General features: G+C 59.9%; 14 protein-coding genes. 8 read left to right on the plus strand and 6 right to left on the minus strand.

What is annotated here, in order from left to right:
* Positions 1 to 25 precede the first annotated feature (25 nt).
* The 4 genes from DIR46_RS00255 to DIR46_RS00270 all read left to right on the plus strand — a co-directional run bounded on the left by DIR46_RS00255 (position 26) and on the right by DIR46_RS00270 (position 2,232).
* On the plus strand, positions 26 to 382 hold the full coding sequence (locus DIR46_RS00255) for a copper-binding protein (RefSeq protein WP_005670883.1): 357 nt from the start codon (positions 26 to 28) through the stop codon (positions 380 to 382).
* A 75-nt stretch (positions 383 to 457) separates the two neighbouring features.
* Positions 458 to 823, plus strand: a complete 366-nt coding sequence (gene copC, locus DIR46_RS00260) for a copper homeostasis periplasmic binding protein CopC (protein WP_005670885.1) — start codon at positions 458 to 460, stop codon at positions 821 to 823.
* Position 824: 1 nt separating this feature from the next.
* Positions 825 to 1,763, plus strand: coding sequence for a CopD family protein (locus tag DIR46_RS00265; RefSeq protein ID WP_109343468.1), 939 nt, complete (start codon positions 825 to 827; stop codon positions 1,761 to 1,763).
* Between the two features lie 25 nt (positions 1,764 to 1,788).
* On the plus strand, positions 1,789 to 2,232 hold the full coding sequence (locus DIR46_RS00270; RefSeq protein ID WP_005670889.1) for a YybH family protein: 444 nt from the start codon (positions 1,789 to 1,791) through the stop codon (positions 2,230 to 2,232).
* Positions 2,233 to 2,544: 312 nt separating this feature from the next.
* Here DIR46_RS00270 and DIR46_RS00275 read toward each other — a convergent pair whose 3' ends face one another.
* The 6 genes from DIR46_RS00275 to DIR46_RS00300 form a co-directional block, all read right to left on the minus strand.
* Positions 2,545 to 2,994, minus strand: coding sequence for a DUF305 domain-containing protein (locus tag DIR46_RS00275; protein WP_005670891.1), 450 nt, complete (start codon positions 2,992 to 2,994; stop codon positions 2,545 to 2,547).
* A gap of 80 nt (positions 2,995 to 3,074) precedes the next feature.
* Positions 3,075 to 3,641 carry a c-type cytochrome gene (locus DIR46_RS27820; RefSeq protein ID WP_109343469.1) on the minus strand — a complete coding sequence of 189 codons (567 nt, stop codon included), beginning with the start codon at positions 3,639 to 3,641 and terminating at the stop codon, positions 3,075 to 3,077.
* A gap of 139 nt (positions 3,642 to 3,780) precedes the next feature.
* Positions 3,781 to 5,283, minus strand: coding sequence for a calcium-binding protein (locus tag DIR46_RS00285; RefSeq protein ID WP_005670894.1), 1,503 nt, complete (start codon positions 5,281 to 5,283; stop codon positions 3,781 to 3,783).
* 84 nt (positions 5,284 to 5,367) lie between these two features.
* The gene (locus DIR46_RS28085) at positions 5,368 to 5,745 is read right to left on the minus strand and encodes a four-helix bundle copper-binding protein (RefSeq protein WP_109343470.1); all 378 of its coding nucleotides are present in this window, start codon (positions 5,743 to 5,745) and stop codon (positions 5,368 to 5,370) included.
* 105 nt (positions 5,746 to 5,850) lie between these two features.
* Complete coding sequence (locus tag DIR46_RS26190; protein WP_005670897.1) at positions 5,851 to 6,585, minus strand: copper resistance protein B; 735 nt, start codon at positions 6,583 to 6,585, stop codon at positions 5,851 to 5,853.
* Positions 6,586 to 7,214: 629 nt separating this feature from the next.
* On the minus strand, positions 7,215 to 9,074 hold the full coding sequence (locus DIR46_RS00300; RefSeq protein WP_109343472.1) for a copper resistance system multicopper oxidase: 1,860 nt from the start codon (positions 9,072 to 9,074) through the stop codon (positions 7,215 to 7,217).
* Between the two features lie 1,140 nt (positions 9,075 to 10,214).
* Between DIR46_RS00300 and DIR46_RS00305 the strand changes: the two genes are divergently transcribed.
* The 4 genes from DIR46_RS00305 to DIR46_RS00320 all read left to right on the plus strand — a co-directional run bounded on the left by DIR46_RS00305 (position 10,215) and on the right by DIR46_RS00320 (position 16,674).
* On the plus strand, positions 10,215 to 10,544 hold the full coding sequence (locus DIR46_RS00305) for a hypothetical protein (RefSeq protein WP_005670903.1): 330 nt from the start codon (positions 10,215 to 10,217) through the stop codon (positions 10,542 to 10,544).
* A 63-nt stretch (positions 10,545 to 10,607) separates the two neighbouring features.
* Positions 10,608 to 11,924 (plus strand): TolC family protein, encoded by a 1,317-nt coding sequence (locus tag DIR46_RS00310; protein ID WP_005670905.1) that lies wholly within the window; start codon positions 10,608 to 10,610, stop codon positions 11,922 to 11,924.
* Complete coding sequence (locus DIR46_RS00315; protein WP_109343473.1) at positions 11,921 to 13,510, plus strand: efflux RND transporter periplasmic adaptor subunit; 1,590 nt, start codon at positions 11,921 to 11,923, stop codon at positions 13,508 to 13,510. The genes DIR46_RS00310 and DIR46_RS00315 overlap by 4 nt, the downstream gene beginning before the upstream one ends.
* Positions 13,507 to 16,674 (plus strand): efflux RND transporter permease subunit, encoded by a 3,168-nt coding sequence (locus DIR46_RS00320; protein WP_005670908.1) that lies wholly within the window; start codon positions 13,507 to 13,509, stop codon positions 16,672 to 16,674. Before DIR46_RS00315 ends, DIR46_RS00320 begins: the two co-directional genes overlap by 4 nt.
* Positions 16,675 to 16,703 lie beyond the last annotated feature (29 nt).

Raw genomic sequence — 16,703 nt, forward strand, 5'->3', positions numbered from 1 at the left:
TTCCTCACGAACGAAAGGAATGAACATGAACGCACTCTCGAAACTGACTCTCGCAATCACCCTGGCCGCCGCAGCGTCCGTTGCCACCGCCCAGAACGGCGCGCACAGCGCCCATGGTGCTCATGACGCTCATGCTGGCCACGCGGCGCCGGCGACGGCTGAACTCACCGATGGCGAAGTCAAGAAGATCGACAAGGAAGCCGGCAAAATCACGCTGCGCCATGGCGAATTGAAGAACCTCAACATGTCAGCGATGACCATGGTGTTTCGGGTTAAAGACCCGGCCATGCTGGACCAGGTAAAGGCGGGCGACAAGGTCAAGTTCGCAGCCGACCGCGTCAACGGCGCGGTCACGATCGTCCAGCTCCAGGCGGCCCAGTAAGCCCACCGAGCCCATCCATCAACCGGAGGCTCGGTACGCTTGAACCGCGTTTGGCGAGCCTCCCAGGAGACCAGCATGAAAATCAAATCTTTCTTTGCAGCGGCAGTAGCGGTAGCCGGACTGGTGGCGACTTCCGCCGCGTCCGCACACGCCAAACTCGAGTCGTCGTCGCCACAAGCGAATGCGATAGTGAGCCCGGCGCCTTCGCAAGTGCGCCTGCAGTTCAGCGAGCAACTTGAGCTGCCATTCAGCAAGGTCAAACTGGTTGACGAGAAAGGCGCGGTCGTCGAGGCAAGCAAGACAGCCCTCGACGATGCGAATCCCAAGGTGCTGGTCGCCACCGTTCCGGCCCTGCACTCCGGGGCCTGGCGGGTTCAATGGTCCACGGTTACACGGGACGGTCACAAGGTCAAAGGCCAATTCGACTTCCGGGTAAAGTGACATGGAGGCTGACCTCGCACTGGCACAACGCTTCGTCACGGTCGTCCTGAACCTGTCGATGGCCATACTTGTCGGCGCCAGTGCAGCCCATATCTGGCTGCGCAGCGCACGGTCGGCATGGGGCATCGGCATGGTTCCGCGACTGCGCAAGCTCATGCTTCTTACGGTCTCGGCGGCAGCGGTGGCGTATGTCGCGGTCCTGTGGCTCGAAGCGGCATCTATGGCGGAGGTTCCGATAAGCGAGGCTTTTCCCGCAGTGCGGTCCGTCATCACCGCGACGCATTACGGACTCGCCTGGATGATCGGCGCAGCGGCGCTGCTCGTCGTTGTCTTCACCCTCCGGGCACACCATGGCGAACGGCCGGGTGCCGCAGCCGCGCTGGTGCGTGCGGTTGCCCTGGGCGTACTGCTCTATTCGCGCAGCATGGTGAGCCACGCCGGCGCCGCTGGCGACTTCACCTGGGCTGTGCTCGTCGACTGGGTCCACCTCGTGTTGATCAGCATCTGGATCGGCGAAGTCATCGTGGCCGGCCTGGTCACGCTGCGCACCCAGCCTGAATGGGAGTCGAAGAACCGCGGCGAATGCGCACGCTTCGTGAAGTCGCTGTCGACATCGGCTACCGTCGCCCTCGTCGGCATCTTCATCACGGGTGTGCTGAGCGCCTGGCGCGGACTGGGAAGCTTCGAGAACGCATTCGGCAATCCCTATGGGACGACCCTGCTCATCAAGATCGGACTGGTGCTGTCCGCAGCGGCACTGGGTGGCCTGAACCGGTTCGTCGTGATGCCCCAGTTGCTGGCACAACTGCGCAAGCCAAAGCCGGAAGGCGGCGCCGATGGGAGGTTTGCTCTCATCCTTCAGGTCGAGGCATGCATCCTGGTGGCCGTACTCGTCGCAGCAGCCGTCCTGAGTTCCACCTCACCGCCGACGGCGTCGTGAGGACTTCATCTTCCAAGGAATAATAATGAAAAAGAAAACCATTCCAGCGCTCGTCCTGAGCGCTGCACTCTTCGCGGTCTCCGCAGCGAGTCTGGCGGCGTCACCGAAAGAGGCGCTCGCAGCCTTCCATGATGCCCTCACGAGCGGCGACAAGGCGAAAGCACTCAGCCTGCTGTCCCCGGAAATTGCGATCTATGAATCGGGCTACGTCGAGCGTTCGCGCGATGAATATGCGAGCCATCATCTGGGCGGCGACATGGAATTCGCAAAGAACTCGACGCGGAAGGTACTGAAGCAGACCGAACGCATCGATGGCAATACTGCCGTCGTGTGGGAGGAAACTGAAACCACGGGCACTTCTAAAGGCAAACCAGTGCACGTATTCGGAACAGGCACGGCGGTCCTCGAAAAGAAGGGCGATATCTGGTCCATCGTGCACGTGCATTGGTCCTCTAGGAAGGCTAAGTAATCGCAAGCCTTGCGCCTGATACTTCGAAACGAGGAGCATTGCTCCTCGCTTGTACAGCGAAATCTGACGGCGAATCCAGCAAAACACAGTGAACTCAGCATCAGATGTCCCCTGTTGTGATACGCGCGCAGCGATGTACGCAACGCACAACAAGATGGCGCTTACCTGAAAATCAGCCTCTACCGCGCTCTATCTCCTCGTTTGCCTCGAATCACTTCCGCTTTTAAAAATTGGACCTGAACAAAGACATTCCGTGTCTCGACGGTGTCTTACACATATTTTTTTGGCAAAAAATTCAGATCTCGCAGCGTTTCATTTTCCCTCAAGCTCTAGAATAAGAGCTTTCATCTCCGCTATTTCCCTCCTCTGCGATTCGACGATTTGATCAGCGAGTTTCTGCACGCGTGGATCGGAAATATTCGCTCGCTCACTGGTCAAGATCGCAATCGAATGGTGAGGAATCATTGCCTTCATCCAAGACACGTCATCGACTGTGCTCTGACTGCGTGCCAGCCATAACGCCACCGCAAACAATACGATGCTGCCGACAAAGATACCTACATTGAGCCTATTATTTGAGTACATGCCGAGCATAAATCCGAGCATAACTACCGCCATTGCCGCGCCCATCACTAAGGCCATATACAGCCGAGTTTCGCTGAAAAATATATGCGCCGACTCATAGACGTTCAAATACATCAAGCCAAACATTACCACCGTAGATGCTGCAATCATCGTACCGAACCGCAAATAACTATTCATGGCTACTCCTGTCATGTTGAGTGAAAAAATCTTCAGGCTCGAAGATTCATCAGTGCGAGTGCTTTTTATGGAATAAACTGCTAGTGCGAATGAGCGGGGGAATCTCCATTCGCATGTGTCGAACTCGGGTTACTGTTGTGCTCCGCGCGACCACTAAGATCTTCGTACTGCTCGATTGAATATTCAGGGAGCTTCTTGAGAAAAGCAACGATATCCCATAGCTCTTTATCGCTGTGTGTCGCTCCCCACGCAGGCATCCCTGTCATCTTGATACCGTTCTTTATAATCCAAAACAAACTCTCGTCTGACTGATGGCTATTTTCTTTGGTAAATAAAGGTGGTTGCGGATTTAACCCAAGGTGTATTGGCGTTGGCTCGACACCAGGCCCGAGATGACATATCTGGCACATTGCTGCGTACGACCTCGCGCCGTTCTCGATTCGTCGCATGTCAGCGAGATCGGCAGGGACCCTTATACTGTCGTCACGACGATCAATTGACTGGTTGCGCGTAGTTTCAAGCGCCCAACGGACTGGCGCCGTATGCATATCATTTGCCGCAATATTATATAAGCCAGAGTATATAAACGCGGATCCAGCGGCAATTACTATCACGGCCGCCAGAAGCAATGTTTTCAATGCCACCATCAGTCACCTCAAAGAACGGAAACTTAAGTTGTGTTTTTACCTTCCCCGATACTACGCTAATAGCAATTTTAAGCAGTGACATCTAAAGCATTAAAAGATGCCTAAGATGTCACTGACAGCTCATGCAAGGCGTCTCGCCTTACAGCGGGAAGACGTAATTAGAGCCAACCGTACTTACCCCAGCGATAAAGGCAGGCTCTTCATTAAACATGAAGTCGGACTGGCGTAGATCCGCCATATAGACACCCTGCAGCAAGACCGAACCGTCCGCCGCGCCATCCCCATTCGTGTCCCACGAGATCAAGGCACCAGCCGTCGCATCCTGGACAGATACCTGGTCTGGCATGATGTCGATGAATGCGATGTGATCGAAAGCCCCTTGGGCAGCACCACGCGCTTCGAAGTCAAGTACGACATCGTTACCGCTGTCAGGCATGACCATGAATGCGTCTGCGCCAGTACCGCCGCGTATGGTATCGTTACCCATGCCGCCTTCAATCATGTCGTGACCAGCGCCCGCATCGATGACGTCGTTACCGTCCCCTCCCATGACCTCGTCTTCCGCATCGCCACCGTCAAGTTGGTCATTACCCATCCCGCCGTCGAGCCTATCAGACCCTGCGCCACCTTCCAGGCTATCGTCGCCTGCGTCGCCTTGGAGGATATCGTCACCACCATTGCCGAAGAGCTGGTCGTTGCCATCGCGACCAAAAAAGTGATCCCATGTCTCGGCCCCATCGAAGGTGTCTGCGACCTCCGTACCTACTTTCACCCTGTAGGTTTCATCACCGGTAAAGCCGAACTGCACCGGTGTATCACGCCTTAACATTGCATCAGCGATGCGATCAAACGCTGGATTGCTTCTGTCCGAACCGTTAATCACAGGTCCTTCTTCGCTCATAGTCGGCCGCTCAGGCGTAGGAGCGTCAGCCGGGCGTGAGGAGGGTGGAAGCTCAGGAGACTCGGCAAACATGAAATCGTCTTGCGATAAATCCGCCTTTGTCACTCCATTCATGAGCACCGAACCGCCGTCCCAGCTGATCTTGACACCGTCGGGAGTGTCGGCAAACGAAAGGTCCGCCCAGCTCAGGCCGTTGATCGCGAGGTGATCGAACATTCCTGGCCCAGCAGTGAAGTCGCGAATGACGTCATTGCCGCTGTCGGGCGAGATCATGAAAGCGTCCGCGCCCAAGCCCCCGATCAGGATGTCGTCGCCGGCGCCGCCGTTGAGGTCGCCATGGCCCTCGCCCTCGTCAAGCAAGTCGTTACCCGCTCCTCCCATCAGACCGTCTGCTTCAGCACCTCCATACAACCGGTCATTACCCATCCCTCCCATCATCCGGTCGCCACCATCGCCGCCGACGAGCAGATCGGCGCCTGCGTCCCCGAAGAGATTGTCTTCACCAGCACCGCCATCGAGCGCATCATCGCCGCCCAGGCCCCACAGATAATCACGCGTTTCGCTGCCCGACAATGTATTGACTGCGCCAGTGCCGACACGGATTGCATAGTCATAAGGGGCGCTACCAGCGTCGAAATCAAAAGAGATGCCATCACGTTTTGCGTGCTGTGCTCCAACCCGCTCCAATGCCCGGGCGCCCGCATCCTGTGCATCCTTTGCCCTGTTCATGTTATTTGCCATAATCTGCTCTCCTTGAATGCAATACTTGTTCCAAAAAGGGGCTACAGTCGGTTTTCATCCCATCGATGACTGCAGCCCATACGCTTAGTGGGATCCGATTTGCGATCCAGACATCGATGCGGCTCCAGCGGCCGACTGACTCATGTTTCGGCACTCTTGTGCGCAACGGCGGCATGCGGCAGCGCAATCCTGGCAATGCTGCGCCTGGTGCTGCGCGCACTCGTCCCCACAAGCTTCGCAAATGTCGGCACACAGCTGGCACACTTGAATTGCGTGCTCGGTCGAGCGGCTCATGAGCTGCGCAGCAAGACGGCAGATCGCAGCGCACTCGTTGTCCAGTTCGATGCAGCGAGCCATCATCTTTGGATCCGGTTCCTGAAGGCAGGCCGCAGCGCATGTGTCACAGGCTTGAGCGCATTCGTAGCAAGCCTGAATGCACGATTGGAACTGATTTTGGATCATGATCTTCTCCTTAAGCGTTCATTGAAAGGTTGCCTCTTCCATTAATCCCGCACGCTTTTCAGCGTGTCTCATACGAATTCGCTTCTTTATTTACTCAATCCAGAACTAGAACCAGAACCGGATGCCGGCAACAGCCTGCACCTCGCTTTGGCCCCGCCCACGAATGCGCGTGAAGTCGGCGGTTTCGCCGAATTGCCGACTCCATGTCACCCCGATGTAAGGTGCAAACTGGCGTGTGACTTCATAACGCAGCCGCAGGCCCGCGCTGATGTCGGACAGGCCGCTGCCTATCTCACGTTCCGGATCGCTACGGCTGTAAAGGTTCGCTTCCACCTCGGGCTCAAGGATCAGTCGGGAAGTGAATAGAACCTCGTACTTGACACTCAGGCGTGCTGCCAAGCCGCTGCCAGGACGCCAGTACGCTGTCGCCTCGGTCTCGAACCAGTAGGGAGCCAGGCCCTGCACGCCAAAGGCTAACCAGTTACGGCTTTTGCCTTCGCCGCTATCGTGCCGGACACCTACTTGCGTGCTCCAGAATGTTGCAAACGCCCGGTCCCATAAGAGCTCAGTGCGCGCCGACTCAAGTGCCTCGCCACGGCGCTCGCCTTCCGCCTTCACCCAGGCCTTGTCGTAGTCGTTGCCATACCAGGCCTCGAACTCCACATTCTGGCCTTGCTCACCGTCGCCTTTCGCCGCCTCGGCCTTGTCGAACAGGACTTTCCAGAATGGCGCGTTGTCGTTCATCTCATGATTACCGAGGTGCGCGAACTTCGTGCCCTCGTTATACGCGTTCGGGTCGCGCGCGTCGGCCGGCGGTGGACCGCCTTGCATGCGCCCCATCTGCATGTCCTGTCCGCCGGCGGCGGGCGAAACTATGGCTTGGGCGGCATGATCCATCCCAGCATGGGCGTTACTGGCGGACGCTCCGGGGGGCGGTGCATGGCCCATCGCCGAGTGATCCATATTCTGCGCTTGAGGCGCGTTGCGTTGCCCCTGCACTGTCGGACTTGCTTGCGCTGGCATCGCGTGTCCTGCGTGCCCTGAAGCCGGGCTCTGCTCTCTTACCGGCTGCCCAACGTTTCCTGGTTCCGGAGCCGTAGGCGTGCCTGAGCGATTGGCTGGAGCTGTCGTATGATGGCCAGTATGTTCAGATCCTTGTCCTTGTTGCTGATTCTGCTGTTCCGCCCGTGATGTCTTTGCTTCCGTTGGGACAGAATGAGCTGCTTGTCCAGAACTTTGTCTGGCATCTGGTTTTGCAGGCACTGCTGGTTGCAGAACAGGCTTAGCTGGAGAGCTCGGCGGTGTCACGTGACCCATGGCCGCATGATCCATTGTCGAGTGAGTGTCCCCCGTCAATGATTGCACCGAGGGGACCTGCTGGACGGACGCAGTCGCTTGCGCGGCAGCATTCTGCGAAAAAAGCGAGGCGATCACCAAGGCATAAGGAATCGGCTTCCTCAGTTGATTCTTCATGACACTACTACCTCCCTGAACATTCCGGCTTCCATGTGATAAAGCAGATGACAGTGAAAAGCCCAGTGGCCCGGCGCATCTGCGGTCACCCGGAAGCTGACGCGTTGCGCGGGCTGAACGTTAATGGTGTGCTTGCGCACCTGGAATTGTCCGGTTGCAGATTCAAGCTCGCTCCACATCCCGTGCAGGTGGATCGGGTGATTCATCATCGTGTCGTTGACAAGCACAACGCGCAACCGCTCGCCATACCTGAAATGAATTGGCAGGGACTCCGAAAATTTCTGGCCATCGAACGACCACATGAAGCGCTCCATGTTCCCTGTCAGGTGCAGTTCAATCTCCCGCGTGGGCTCCCGAGGATCAACTGGTCCTCCAACCGTACGCAAGTCTGCATAGGTCAGTACCCGCCTGCCGTTATCCCGCAGGTTCACGCCAGGGTCGTCCAGATTCGTCCTGGGCATGTCAACACGCATGTCAACGCCCGGGCCATACTCAGTTCGCGCATGACGTACCTTCGGCGCTTGAGCTGGCTTGGACGTCGATGCTGTCGTCGACTGGCCATGGCCTGCATGCGAGTCAGCCGCTGTCGGCGCATCCTGTGCATGGTTTTGGTGCGTCGCTATGGCCTCACGACTTGCCGTACTGGATGAGGACGAGTTTTGCATTGCTCCATGGCCGCCGTGGCCGCCATTTGCGCCCGACATGGCCATTGCTCCCATCATGTCAACCATAGTGAGCCAGTGTGCCTCGTCAATTTCCGGAACAGGTGCCTGCATCCCTTGGCGGGGTGCGAGGGTTGCGCGTACCGATCCGGAGCGGCCGATGGACTGAGCGAAGATTGTGTAAGCCTGCTCTTCAGTCGGCTCGACGATGACATCGTAGGTTTCAGCTACCGAAACACGAATCTCGTCGACCGTCACCGGCTCCACATCCTGCCCGTCGGCGGTAACGACGGTCATTTTCAAACCTGGAATGCGCAGATCGAAGATAGTCGTTGCCGAACCATTGATGATCCGAAGTCGAACCTTCTCGCCAGGGCTGAATATTCCAGTCCAGTTGCTCTCTGAGGTCGAGCCGTTGATCAGGTACCTTAGTGCGCTACTGATGTTCCGGCTAGCCGTGACATCGCTGAAGTCAGTCGGCATCATGCGCATCTGATTCCACATCTTGCGCTTTTCAACCGCGCCCGAAACACCCATGCGCTGGGCATCTTGCATAAACTCACCGAACGTCGGCTGTTTGTTATTGAAGAAGTCGCTCATCTTTTTAAGATTAGCGAGTACGCGCTCAGGCTTTTCGTCGGTCCAGTCCGACAGCATGACTACGTAATCACGGTCGGCCGAAACTAGCTCACCGTTTTTTGGGAGCACAACGATCGGACCGTACAATCCTGTCTGCTCCTGGAAGGCTGAGTGGCTGTGATACCAGTATGTGCCTGCTTGCTGCACTTTGAACCGGTAGGTGAAGGTCTGACCTGGCGCAATGCCTGAAAAGCTTATTCCCGGAACGCCGTCCATTTCCTCCGGAAGCAAGATTCCATGCCAATGGATGGAGCTAACGGTCTGCAGTTGGTTGGTGACCCGGATGGTCACGGTATCGCCCTCGTTCCAACACAAAATCGGGGCAGGAACCTGGCCATTTACCGCGGTAGCGATCCGCGCGGCGCCCGTAAAGTTGACGGGCATGGGAGCGATCACTAGGTCAAAGTCGGTCCCGCGCAGAGTCCCCCGGTCGCTAGGCTGCGCAAAGAGTGAACGGGGATTCAAGCTTGCAAGACCGATCGCTGCACCGGCACCCTGCAGGAAGCGGCGGCGCCAGTTGCTATTGCAGCTAGCGTCGATATCGAACGAATTCATCTGGTTCTCCGATTAATCGATAGATCATTTGACGACCCAGAATGCGGAATGCAACGCATCGGGCTTCGTCAAAAATTTTTGGCTATGGGTGCGCAAAGTAGGCCAGCCAATACTGCCACTAATGAAGTAGCAAGTACGGCGTGATTCGGCATCAGCTTGATGGAACAGATTGTCCAACGGCCAGCGCTGCCCTGGCATGCTTGAATCGAGGAACAGGCACGCCGCGGACCAGCCTACTATGATGCGAGGGAATGAGAGGATCGTGGCGGTCGCTCCAGCCGTGGCGGGAAATGACCAGTGAAGGAGAAAGTGGCTTTTGGCTTGGCAGTTACAGCCGAATCTTGCACAGCAGCGAGGCTGAAAACTGGTGGAGGCGCATAGCTACCAATACAGCACCCGGAACATGTTCCGCAATTCGCGCCCTTGTGACTACGCATGCGCTCACAATCGCCAGACGCAGCGTCGTCTCCAGAGGTGACGATATCACTAAGGTTCGCCGAGATTTCAGGCGTGGGATATACAACTTGTTGAGCGCTGTCGGGGTCAACTTGATGATGCGCCATGCTACAAGCGAACTGCGCGACCCCGGCGATACTCTGTATCGGCAGGGTCACGAACAATAGGCAAAGCAAGAAGGTTTTTAACCGGTGGTGCATATGGCAACCTTAGCATGGTCATCGAACACCATTCCACACGTTTCGCACGGGCACCAAGCACGCCACACTCGACGGGCCACTTGTTCGAATGCGATGTAAAGCTGCTTTGAGTCAATCGGTACTTGCCTAAGCGAACACGCAAGGTAAACACAACGTTCCCTACTGCGGTCGCGTTACACCTTGAAATCGTCGAACGAGACGTTGCGGTCGTCTATTCCCTTCGCGCGGCATTCTGCATGTAGCGTTGAGCATTGCTGGAGGGCCGCATAGGTAACATTCGAGCGAGGTGGGGGAAGGCCACATCCGTGTTAAGCGAAGATCACGACTAGTCGGCTGCCTAGTTAAGAAGTGAGACTTTTCTTCATCCGTCTCACGTATCAAGCTGTGAAATACGGCTAGAATGTCACGGACCGCCGTTACCTTTCCAAACCCGATGCGACGCTCCTTCCCCGCACTGTTCAGATGCATTGCACTTCTCCTCGTCATGACCTTCATGACGTCGGGCATGGCGATGGCATCGTACGTGTGCCCGGAGATAGTCGGCAAGCAGGCGCCCATGCAGATGATGGATGGGGAGCTCTGCGCCGGCATGGACATGGAGCGCCCCGTCCATTGTGCCGAGTTCTCGGCTGACACCAAGGCGTCCGTCGACCACCATAACCCGGCTCCTGCGCTGAGCCTGCTGTCTCCCGCCGGCCTCGTTCGGATCGTCGCACCCGTCTCGACGCTTGCGGTCTCCCTGCCCTGGCTCGGCGACCTCCCCGCGCCGGACGCTGACCCGCCCTACCTGCGAACTCTGCGTATCCGAGTCTGACCACCTCCCGTCTGGCATGTGCCCGGCCAGTTGCCGGCGCTCGTTTTCATTCGCGGAGGATGTATGTATTCTTATCTCATGTCACGTCATGGCGTGCCGGCCAAGCCCGCACGCCTTGGCCACGCTCTGGTCGTGGCCTTGTTCCTACTTGTTCCGAGGGGCGCATCTGCTGCCCCCGTTGGGCTTTCCCTGAACGAAGCCCTGGCACTTGCAACGTCCGTTTCGTCCTCAGCAAAGGCGGCACAGGCCTCGGTCGCCTCAAGCGAGCATGCTGCCGCGCGCGCGGACCAGTTGCCCGACCCTACCCTGAAACTGGGCATCGATAACCTGCCCGTAACGGGCCCGGACCGCTTCCGCCCCAAAGCCGATTTCATGACAATGCGCCGGATCGGCATCGAACAGCAATGGGTTTCCCGCGGCAAGCGGGAGGCCCGGACGCAGGTGGCACGCCGCACGGTCGAGGCCGCCGAGGCGGCGCATCTCGACAAGGTCGCGAATATCCGTGTCGAGACCGGAAAAGCGTGGCTGACCGTGCTGTACAAGCAGCGAGCGGTCGGCCTGTCCAGGTCGATTGCGCACGAAATGGAAAGCGAACTTTCGGCCCTCCAGGCATCGCATCGCGGGGCCAAGGCCTCGGCCAGCGACGTCCTTCAGGCAAGAGCCGAGCTCGTGCTCAGCGGCGACGACGTCGATGCGGCCGAGCAGGACCTGCAGACCGCGCTCCTCCAGCTGCGCCGCTGGACCCGCACCGACTCCAGGGCCGTGTCTGATGAGGGGCCGAATCTGGACACTGCGGCAACCCGCTTGGCGATGTCGAACCTGGAAAGCATGCATCCGGCCATCCTCGGCGCACGCCGCGCCGTCGACCTGGCCGACGCCGACGCGGGCGCGGCCGTACAAGAAAGCCGGCCCGACTGGTCATTCGAAGCCGGCTTCGCCCAGCGCGGCGGACAGTTTTCAAACATGGTTTCGTTTGGCGTCAGCATCCCCTTGACCATCCACCGGGCGCAGCGCCAGGACCGCGAGATCGCGGAGAAAGCCGAACTGGGCACACGGGCAAGGCTGGAGTACGAGGAGGCTTTGCTCGAGACACGGTCGGCTATCGAGGCCCAGTTGGGGCAGCTCGAGAGCCTGAAGCGCCGCATCGCCCGGCTCGAGAAGGAACTGCTGCCGACGGCGGCACGGCAGGTCGAGACCGCGCTGGCCGACTATCGCGGCGGGATGGGAACGCTGACCTCGGTATTCAAAGCCCGGCGTGCCGCTCTCGCGCGCAGGCTGCAGGTTAATGCGCTCGAGCTGGAGGCCGCACTGGTGTGGGCGGGACTGGAACTGCGCCTGCTTCCGCAGGACTTGGCAAGTGCCGGGAGGACTGGCAAATGAAGCGCTCCCTTGCAACGAAGACTCTGATCCTTACTGCTGCGGGTGCCCTGATCGGGTATGGGGGCTACTGGCTGGGCGCGAACAGGTCTCCAGGCGGCTCCGGCGGACACGGCGACAGGAGCGCGCCGGCCACCGCCTCCCCATCGGATCCGGGCAGGCGCGTCCTGTATTGGCACGATCCGATGGTTCCCGGAAAACGCTTCGACAAGCCCGGGAAAAGCCCGTTCATGGACATGCAGCTGGTCCCGGTGTACGCCGACGGCGGTGAAACGACCGGGGTCAGGATCTCGCCGACCCTCCAGCAGAATCTCGGTATCCGGTTCGCGACCGTGCGGCGCGAGGTAGTCACCGAGTCGCTCGATCTGGTCGGCACGACCCAGTTCGATGCCAGCCGCGAGGAGGTCATCCAGAGTCGTACCGCCGGCTACATCGACAGGCTTCACGTTCGCACGCCACTCCAGCAGATCAAGCGCGGTCAGTCCGTCGCTTCGGTATTCGTCCCGGAATGGATCGCCCCCCAGGAGGAGTATCTTGCGCTCAGACGGGGCGGCGACACAGCGCTTGCCTCCGTCGCTCGCCAGCGCATGCGCGCACTCTCGATCCCCGACTCTCTTGTCGCGGAGCTGGAGCGTACCGGGCGTGTGCAGACGCACCAGCTGCTCACCTCCCCCGTTTCCGGGGTCGTCAGCGAACTCGGGGTGCGTGAAGGCGCCCAGGTAACACCGGGCATGACCATCGCCAAGGTAGTCGGCATGCAAACCGTCTGGCTGCTTGCCGAGGTGCCGGAAGCCCTGATCGGCTCCGCTCGAGCCGGCATGCGGGTGAGCGCGACGGCGGAAGGCAATGCCCGGCAAACCTATGAAGGCAAGGTGCGTGAAATCCTGCCAGGCGTGAACGCCGCTACCCGGACTGCCCAGGCCCGCATCGAACTGGACAACCGCGACGCATCACTGATGCCTGGCATGCTGATGCGCGTCCGGCTGAGCGCTGCTGCAGCACAGCCGCGCCTGATGGTTCCGACCGAGGCCGTGATCGCATCGGGTACACGTTCCATCGTACTGGTCGCTCAGGGCGACAGCCTGCGTCCTGTGGTCGTGACAACCGGCCGCGAGATCGGGAATGACACCGAGATCCTGAGCGGCGTGGACGAAGGCCAGAAAGTCGTCATCTCGGGGCAGTTCCTGATCGATTCCGAAGCGAACCTGAAATCGGTCCTCCCCAAGTTCGAAAGTGAAATGCCGGCGGCACCCACCAATGGCGGCGGGGCCCAGACGCCTGCACCCAACCGTATGGACGCCATGAAGAAGTCGCCGAACGCCGCTGCACAGCCAGACAAGCCAGGCAAAGCGGCAATGGTACATACGGCGGTCGGCAAGGTGGAGCAGGTCTCGGAAGATGCCATCACGCTGTCGCACGGGCCCGTCCCGACACTGCAATGGCCGCCCATGACGATGGATTTCATGAAGCCTGCGCCTGATGCATTCAAGGACATCCAGGCTGGCCAGACCGTCGAATTCGACTTTGTCGAGGGTGCCGATGGCTACCTGCTCAAGCGGGTCGTGGTAGCGAAGGACGGCAAGCAATGATCGCGCGCATCATCCGCGCGTCGATCGCCGCCCGGGTCTGGGTTCTCCTTGCCGCCGCCCTGCTAGCGGCATGGGGCGTCCACTCGCTGCGCACGACCTCGCTCGACGCCCTGCCCGACCTTTCCGACACCCAGGTCATCATTCGCGCCCAGTTTCCCGGCAAAGCGCCGCAGCTGGTCGAAGACCAGGTGACGTATCCATTGACCACTGCCCTGCTGTCCGTGCCCGGAGCGACCTCGGTGCGGGGGTACTCCTTCTTCGGCGACTCGTTCGTCTACGTGCTGTTCGATGACGCGACCGACCTGTACTGGGCGCGCTCGCGTGTGACGGAATACGTCAACCAGGTACAGAACCGCCTTCCCGCCGGCGTGCGGGCCGAACTGGGACCCGACGGTACCGGCGTCGGCTGGGTATTCGAGTATGCGCTGGTCGACAGGACCGGCCGGCACGACCTCAGCCAGCTGCGCGCCCTCAACGACTGGTTCGTGAAGTTCGAGCTCAGGACGGTGCGCGACGTCGCGGAAGTCGCCAGCATCGGCGGCATGGTCCGGCAATACCAGATCGTCCTCGACCCGGACCGCTTGCGCGCGTTCGGCATGTCACACACCTGGGTGCTCGATGCGGTCGCTCAGGCCAACCAGGAATCCGGAGGCTCCGTCGTCGAAATCGCGGAAACCGAGTACATGGTCCGCTCGCACGGCTACCTACGTTCTCTGGAGGACTTCCGCAACATCGTCTTGAACGCGAACGAAGCCGGCACGCCGGTCCTACTGGGGGACGTCGCCTCGGTGCGCCTGGGGCCCGAGATGCGGCGCGGTATCGCCGAGCTCAATGGCCAGGGCGAGGTCGCCGGCGGCGTCGTGATCATGCGGTCCGGGAAGAACGCACTCGACACCATCGACGCCGTCAAGGCCAGGCTCGAAACGCTCAAGCATTCGCTCCCGGAAGGTGTGGAGATCGTCACGACCTATGACCGGTCGACGCTGATCTCGGCATCGGTGGCGAACCTGGGGAGCAAGCTCGTTGAAGAGTTCATCGTAGTCGCGATCGTGTGCGCGGTCTTCCTGTTCCATGTGCGTAGCGCGCTCGTGGCCGTGCTCACCCTGCCCTTGTGCGTGCTGGCGGCATTCATCGTCATGCGCTACCAGGGTGTCAATGCGAACATCATGTCACTTGGGGGCATCGCGATCGCCGTAGGCGCCGCTACCGATGCCGCGCTCGTCCTGGTCGAGAACGTCCACAAGCACCTCGAGAGCTATGCGGAAACCAACGCGGCCAGCGCGCCCGACGCCAGGACCCGCTGGGAAATCATTGCCCAGGCATCGGTCGAAGTCGGGCCGGCACTGTTCTTTTCGCTCCTGATCGTGACCCTCTCCTTCATCCCCGTGTTCGCGCTCGAAGCCCAGGAGGGCAAGCTGTTCTCGCCACTTGCCTACACCAAGACGTACACGCTTGCGGCGGCCGCCGGACTGGCCATTACCCTGGTTCCTGTACTGATGGGCTATCTCATCCGGGGCCGGATCCCGAAGGAGTCCGCCAACCCGATCAATCGCCTGCTCATCAAGGGTTACCGCCCGCTGCTCGACGCCAGTCTCCGGCACCCGAAAACCACGCTGGGTATCGCCATGATCGCGCTTCTGCTGACGGCCATCCCTATCTCGCGGCTGGGCGGCGAGTTCCTGCCGCCCCTGAACGAGGGCGACCTCCTCTACATGCCCTCGGCCCTGCCAGGCCTGTCCGCCGCAAAGGCAAGCGAATTGTTGCAGCAGACCGACCGCTTGATCAAGACAGTGCCCGAGGTGGCGACCGTTTTCGGCAAGGCGGGTCGCGCGGAGACCGCGACCGACCCGGCGCCGATGGAAATGTTCGAAACGACGATCCAGTTCAAGCCGAAGGACCAGTGGCGGCCGGGTATGACCACCGAAAAGCTGGTGGAGGAGCTTGACCGCATCGTGAAGGTGCCTGGGCTATCGAACGTGTGGGTGCCGCCGATCCGCAACCGCATCGACATGCTCTCCACCGGTATCAAGACGCCGGTAGGCATCAAGGTTTCCGGGCCGGACCTGGGCCAGATCGATAAGGTGACGACGGCCATCGAAGCCGCCGTCAAGACGGTCCCCGGCGTCAGCTCCGCGCTTGCCGAACGGCTCAGCGGCGGCCGCTATATCGACGTGACCATCGACCGGCTGCGCGCCGCGCGCTATGGCATGAGCGTGGCCGACATCCAGACGGTCGTATCGACGGCGATCGGTGGCGACAACGTGGGCGAAGTCGTCGACGGGCGGCAGCGCTTCCCGATCAACGTGCGCTATCCGCAGGACTACCGCGATTCGGTTCAGGCCTTGCGCGAACTGCCGGTCGTCACCGCGCGGGGCGCGCAGATCCGCCTAGGCGACGTGACGACGATTGTCGTGATGGACGGGCCTCCGATGATCCGCAGCGAAAACGCGCGCCTGTCCGGTTGGGTGTATGTCGATGTCCGCGGTGTCGACCTTTTGACTGCCGTTCGCGCAATGCAGGAGCGCGTCCGGGAAAAGGTCACGCTGCCGCCGGGTTATTCCGTCGGCTGGTCGGGACAGTTCGAATATCTCGAGCGCGCTTCCGAGCGCTTGAAGACCGTCGTCCCGCTTACCTTGCTGGTCATCTTCCTATTGCTATACCTGGCCTTCCGCTCCACGGCGGAAGCGCTCCTTCTGATGGCGACCGTGCCGTTCGCACTCGTCGGCGGGTTCTGGCTGGTCTGGCTGCTTGGCCACGCCGTGTCCGTTGCAACTGCGGTCGGGTTTATCGCGCTCGCAGGGCTCGCGGCAGAGTTTGGTGTCGTCATGCAGGTCTATCTGCGCAATGCGCTCCAGAGCCGGCTCGATGCCGGGCGTGCTTTGACCAGCGAACTGGTGATGGAAGCGATCACGGAAGGTGCGCTCCTGCGGGTACGTCCCAAGGCGATGACGGTTGCAGTCATCGTGGCCGGGCTGCTTCCCATCATGTTCGGAAGCGCGGCCGGCTCAGAAGTCATGCAGCGCATTGCGGCGCCGATGATCGGCGGAATGGTCACTGCACCGCTGCTGTCCTTGTTCGTCATCCCGGCAGCGTGGCGTCTGTTACACGAACGCTCCCTGCATGAAGCGCGCAATGTTGGTGCCTCATCGGGAGATCACAACTAAGGATATGAAACTGTAGGTAGTGCCGGTGC

It is taken from the genome of Massilia oculi (genome assembly GCF_003143515.1).
GTDB classification, from domain to species: domain Bacteria; phylum Pseudomonadota; class Gammaproteobacteria; order Burkholderiales; family Burkholderiaceae_D; genus Telluria; species Telluria oculi.

What these genes read in the sequence shown, in the direction of transcription:
- copC (WP_005670885.1), top strand. Translation starts at nt 458, where the DNA reads ATGAAAATCAAATCTTTCTTTGCAGCGGCAGTAGCGGTAGCCGGACTG.
- DIR46_RS26190 (WP_005670897.1), bottom strand. Translation starts at nt 6,585, where the DNA reads ATGGGGCGCATGCAAGGCGGTCCACCGCCGGCCGACGCGCGCGACCCG.
- DIR46_RS00270 (WP_005670889.1), top strand. Translation starts at nt 1,789, where the DNA reads ATGAAAAAGAAAACCATTCCAGCGCTCGTCCTGAGCGCTGCACTCTTC.
- DIR46_RS00320 (WP_005670908.1), top strand. Translation starts at nt 13,507, where the DNA reads ATGATCGCGCGCATCATCCGCGCGTCGATCGCCGCCCGGGTCTGGGTT.
- DIR46_RS28085 (WP_109343470.1), bottom strand. Translation starts at nt 5,745, where the DNA reads ATGATCCAAAATCAGTTCCAATCGTGCATTCAGGCTTGCTACGAATGC.
- DIR46_RS00285 (WP_005670894.1), bottom strand. Translation starts at nt 5,283, where the DNA reads ATGGCAAATAACATGAACAGGGCAAAGGATGCACAGGATGCGGGCGCC.
- DIR46_RS00300 (WP_109343472.1), bottom strand. Translation starts at nt 9,074, where the DNA reads ATGAATTCGTTCGATATCGACGCTAGCTGCAATAGCAACTGGCGCCGC.
- DIR46_RS00315 (WP_109343473.1), top strand. Translation starts at nt 11,921, where the DNA reads ATGAAGCGCTCCCTTGCAACGAAGACTCTGATCCTTACTGCTGCGGGT.
- DIR46_RS27820 (WP_109343469.1), bottom strand. Translation starts at nt 3,641, where the DNA reads ATGGTGGCATTGAAAACATTGCTTCTGGCGGCCGTGATAGTAATTGCC.
- DIR46_RS00265 (WP_109343468.1), top strand. Translation starts at nt 825, where the DNA reads ATGGAGGCTGACCTCGCACTGGCACAACGCTTCGTCACGGTCGTCCTG.
- DIR46_RS00305 (WP_005670903.1), top strand. Translation starts at nt 10,215, where the DNA reads ATGACCTTCATGACGTCGGGCATGGCGATGGCATCGTACGTGTGCCCG.
- DIR46_RS00275 (WP_005670891.1), bottom strand. Translation starts at nt 2,994, where the DNA reads ATGAATAGTTATTTGCGGTTCGGTACGATGATTGCAGCATCTACGGTG.
- DIR46_RS00310 (WP_005670905.1), top strand. Translation starts at nt 10,608, where the DNA reads ATGTATTCTTATCTCATGTCACGTCATGGCGTGCCGGCCAAGCCCGCA.
- DIR46_RS00255 (WP_005670883.1), top strand. Translation starts at nt 26, where the DNA reads ATGAACGCACTCTCGAAACTGACTCTCGCAATCACCCTGGCCGCCGCA.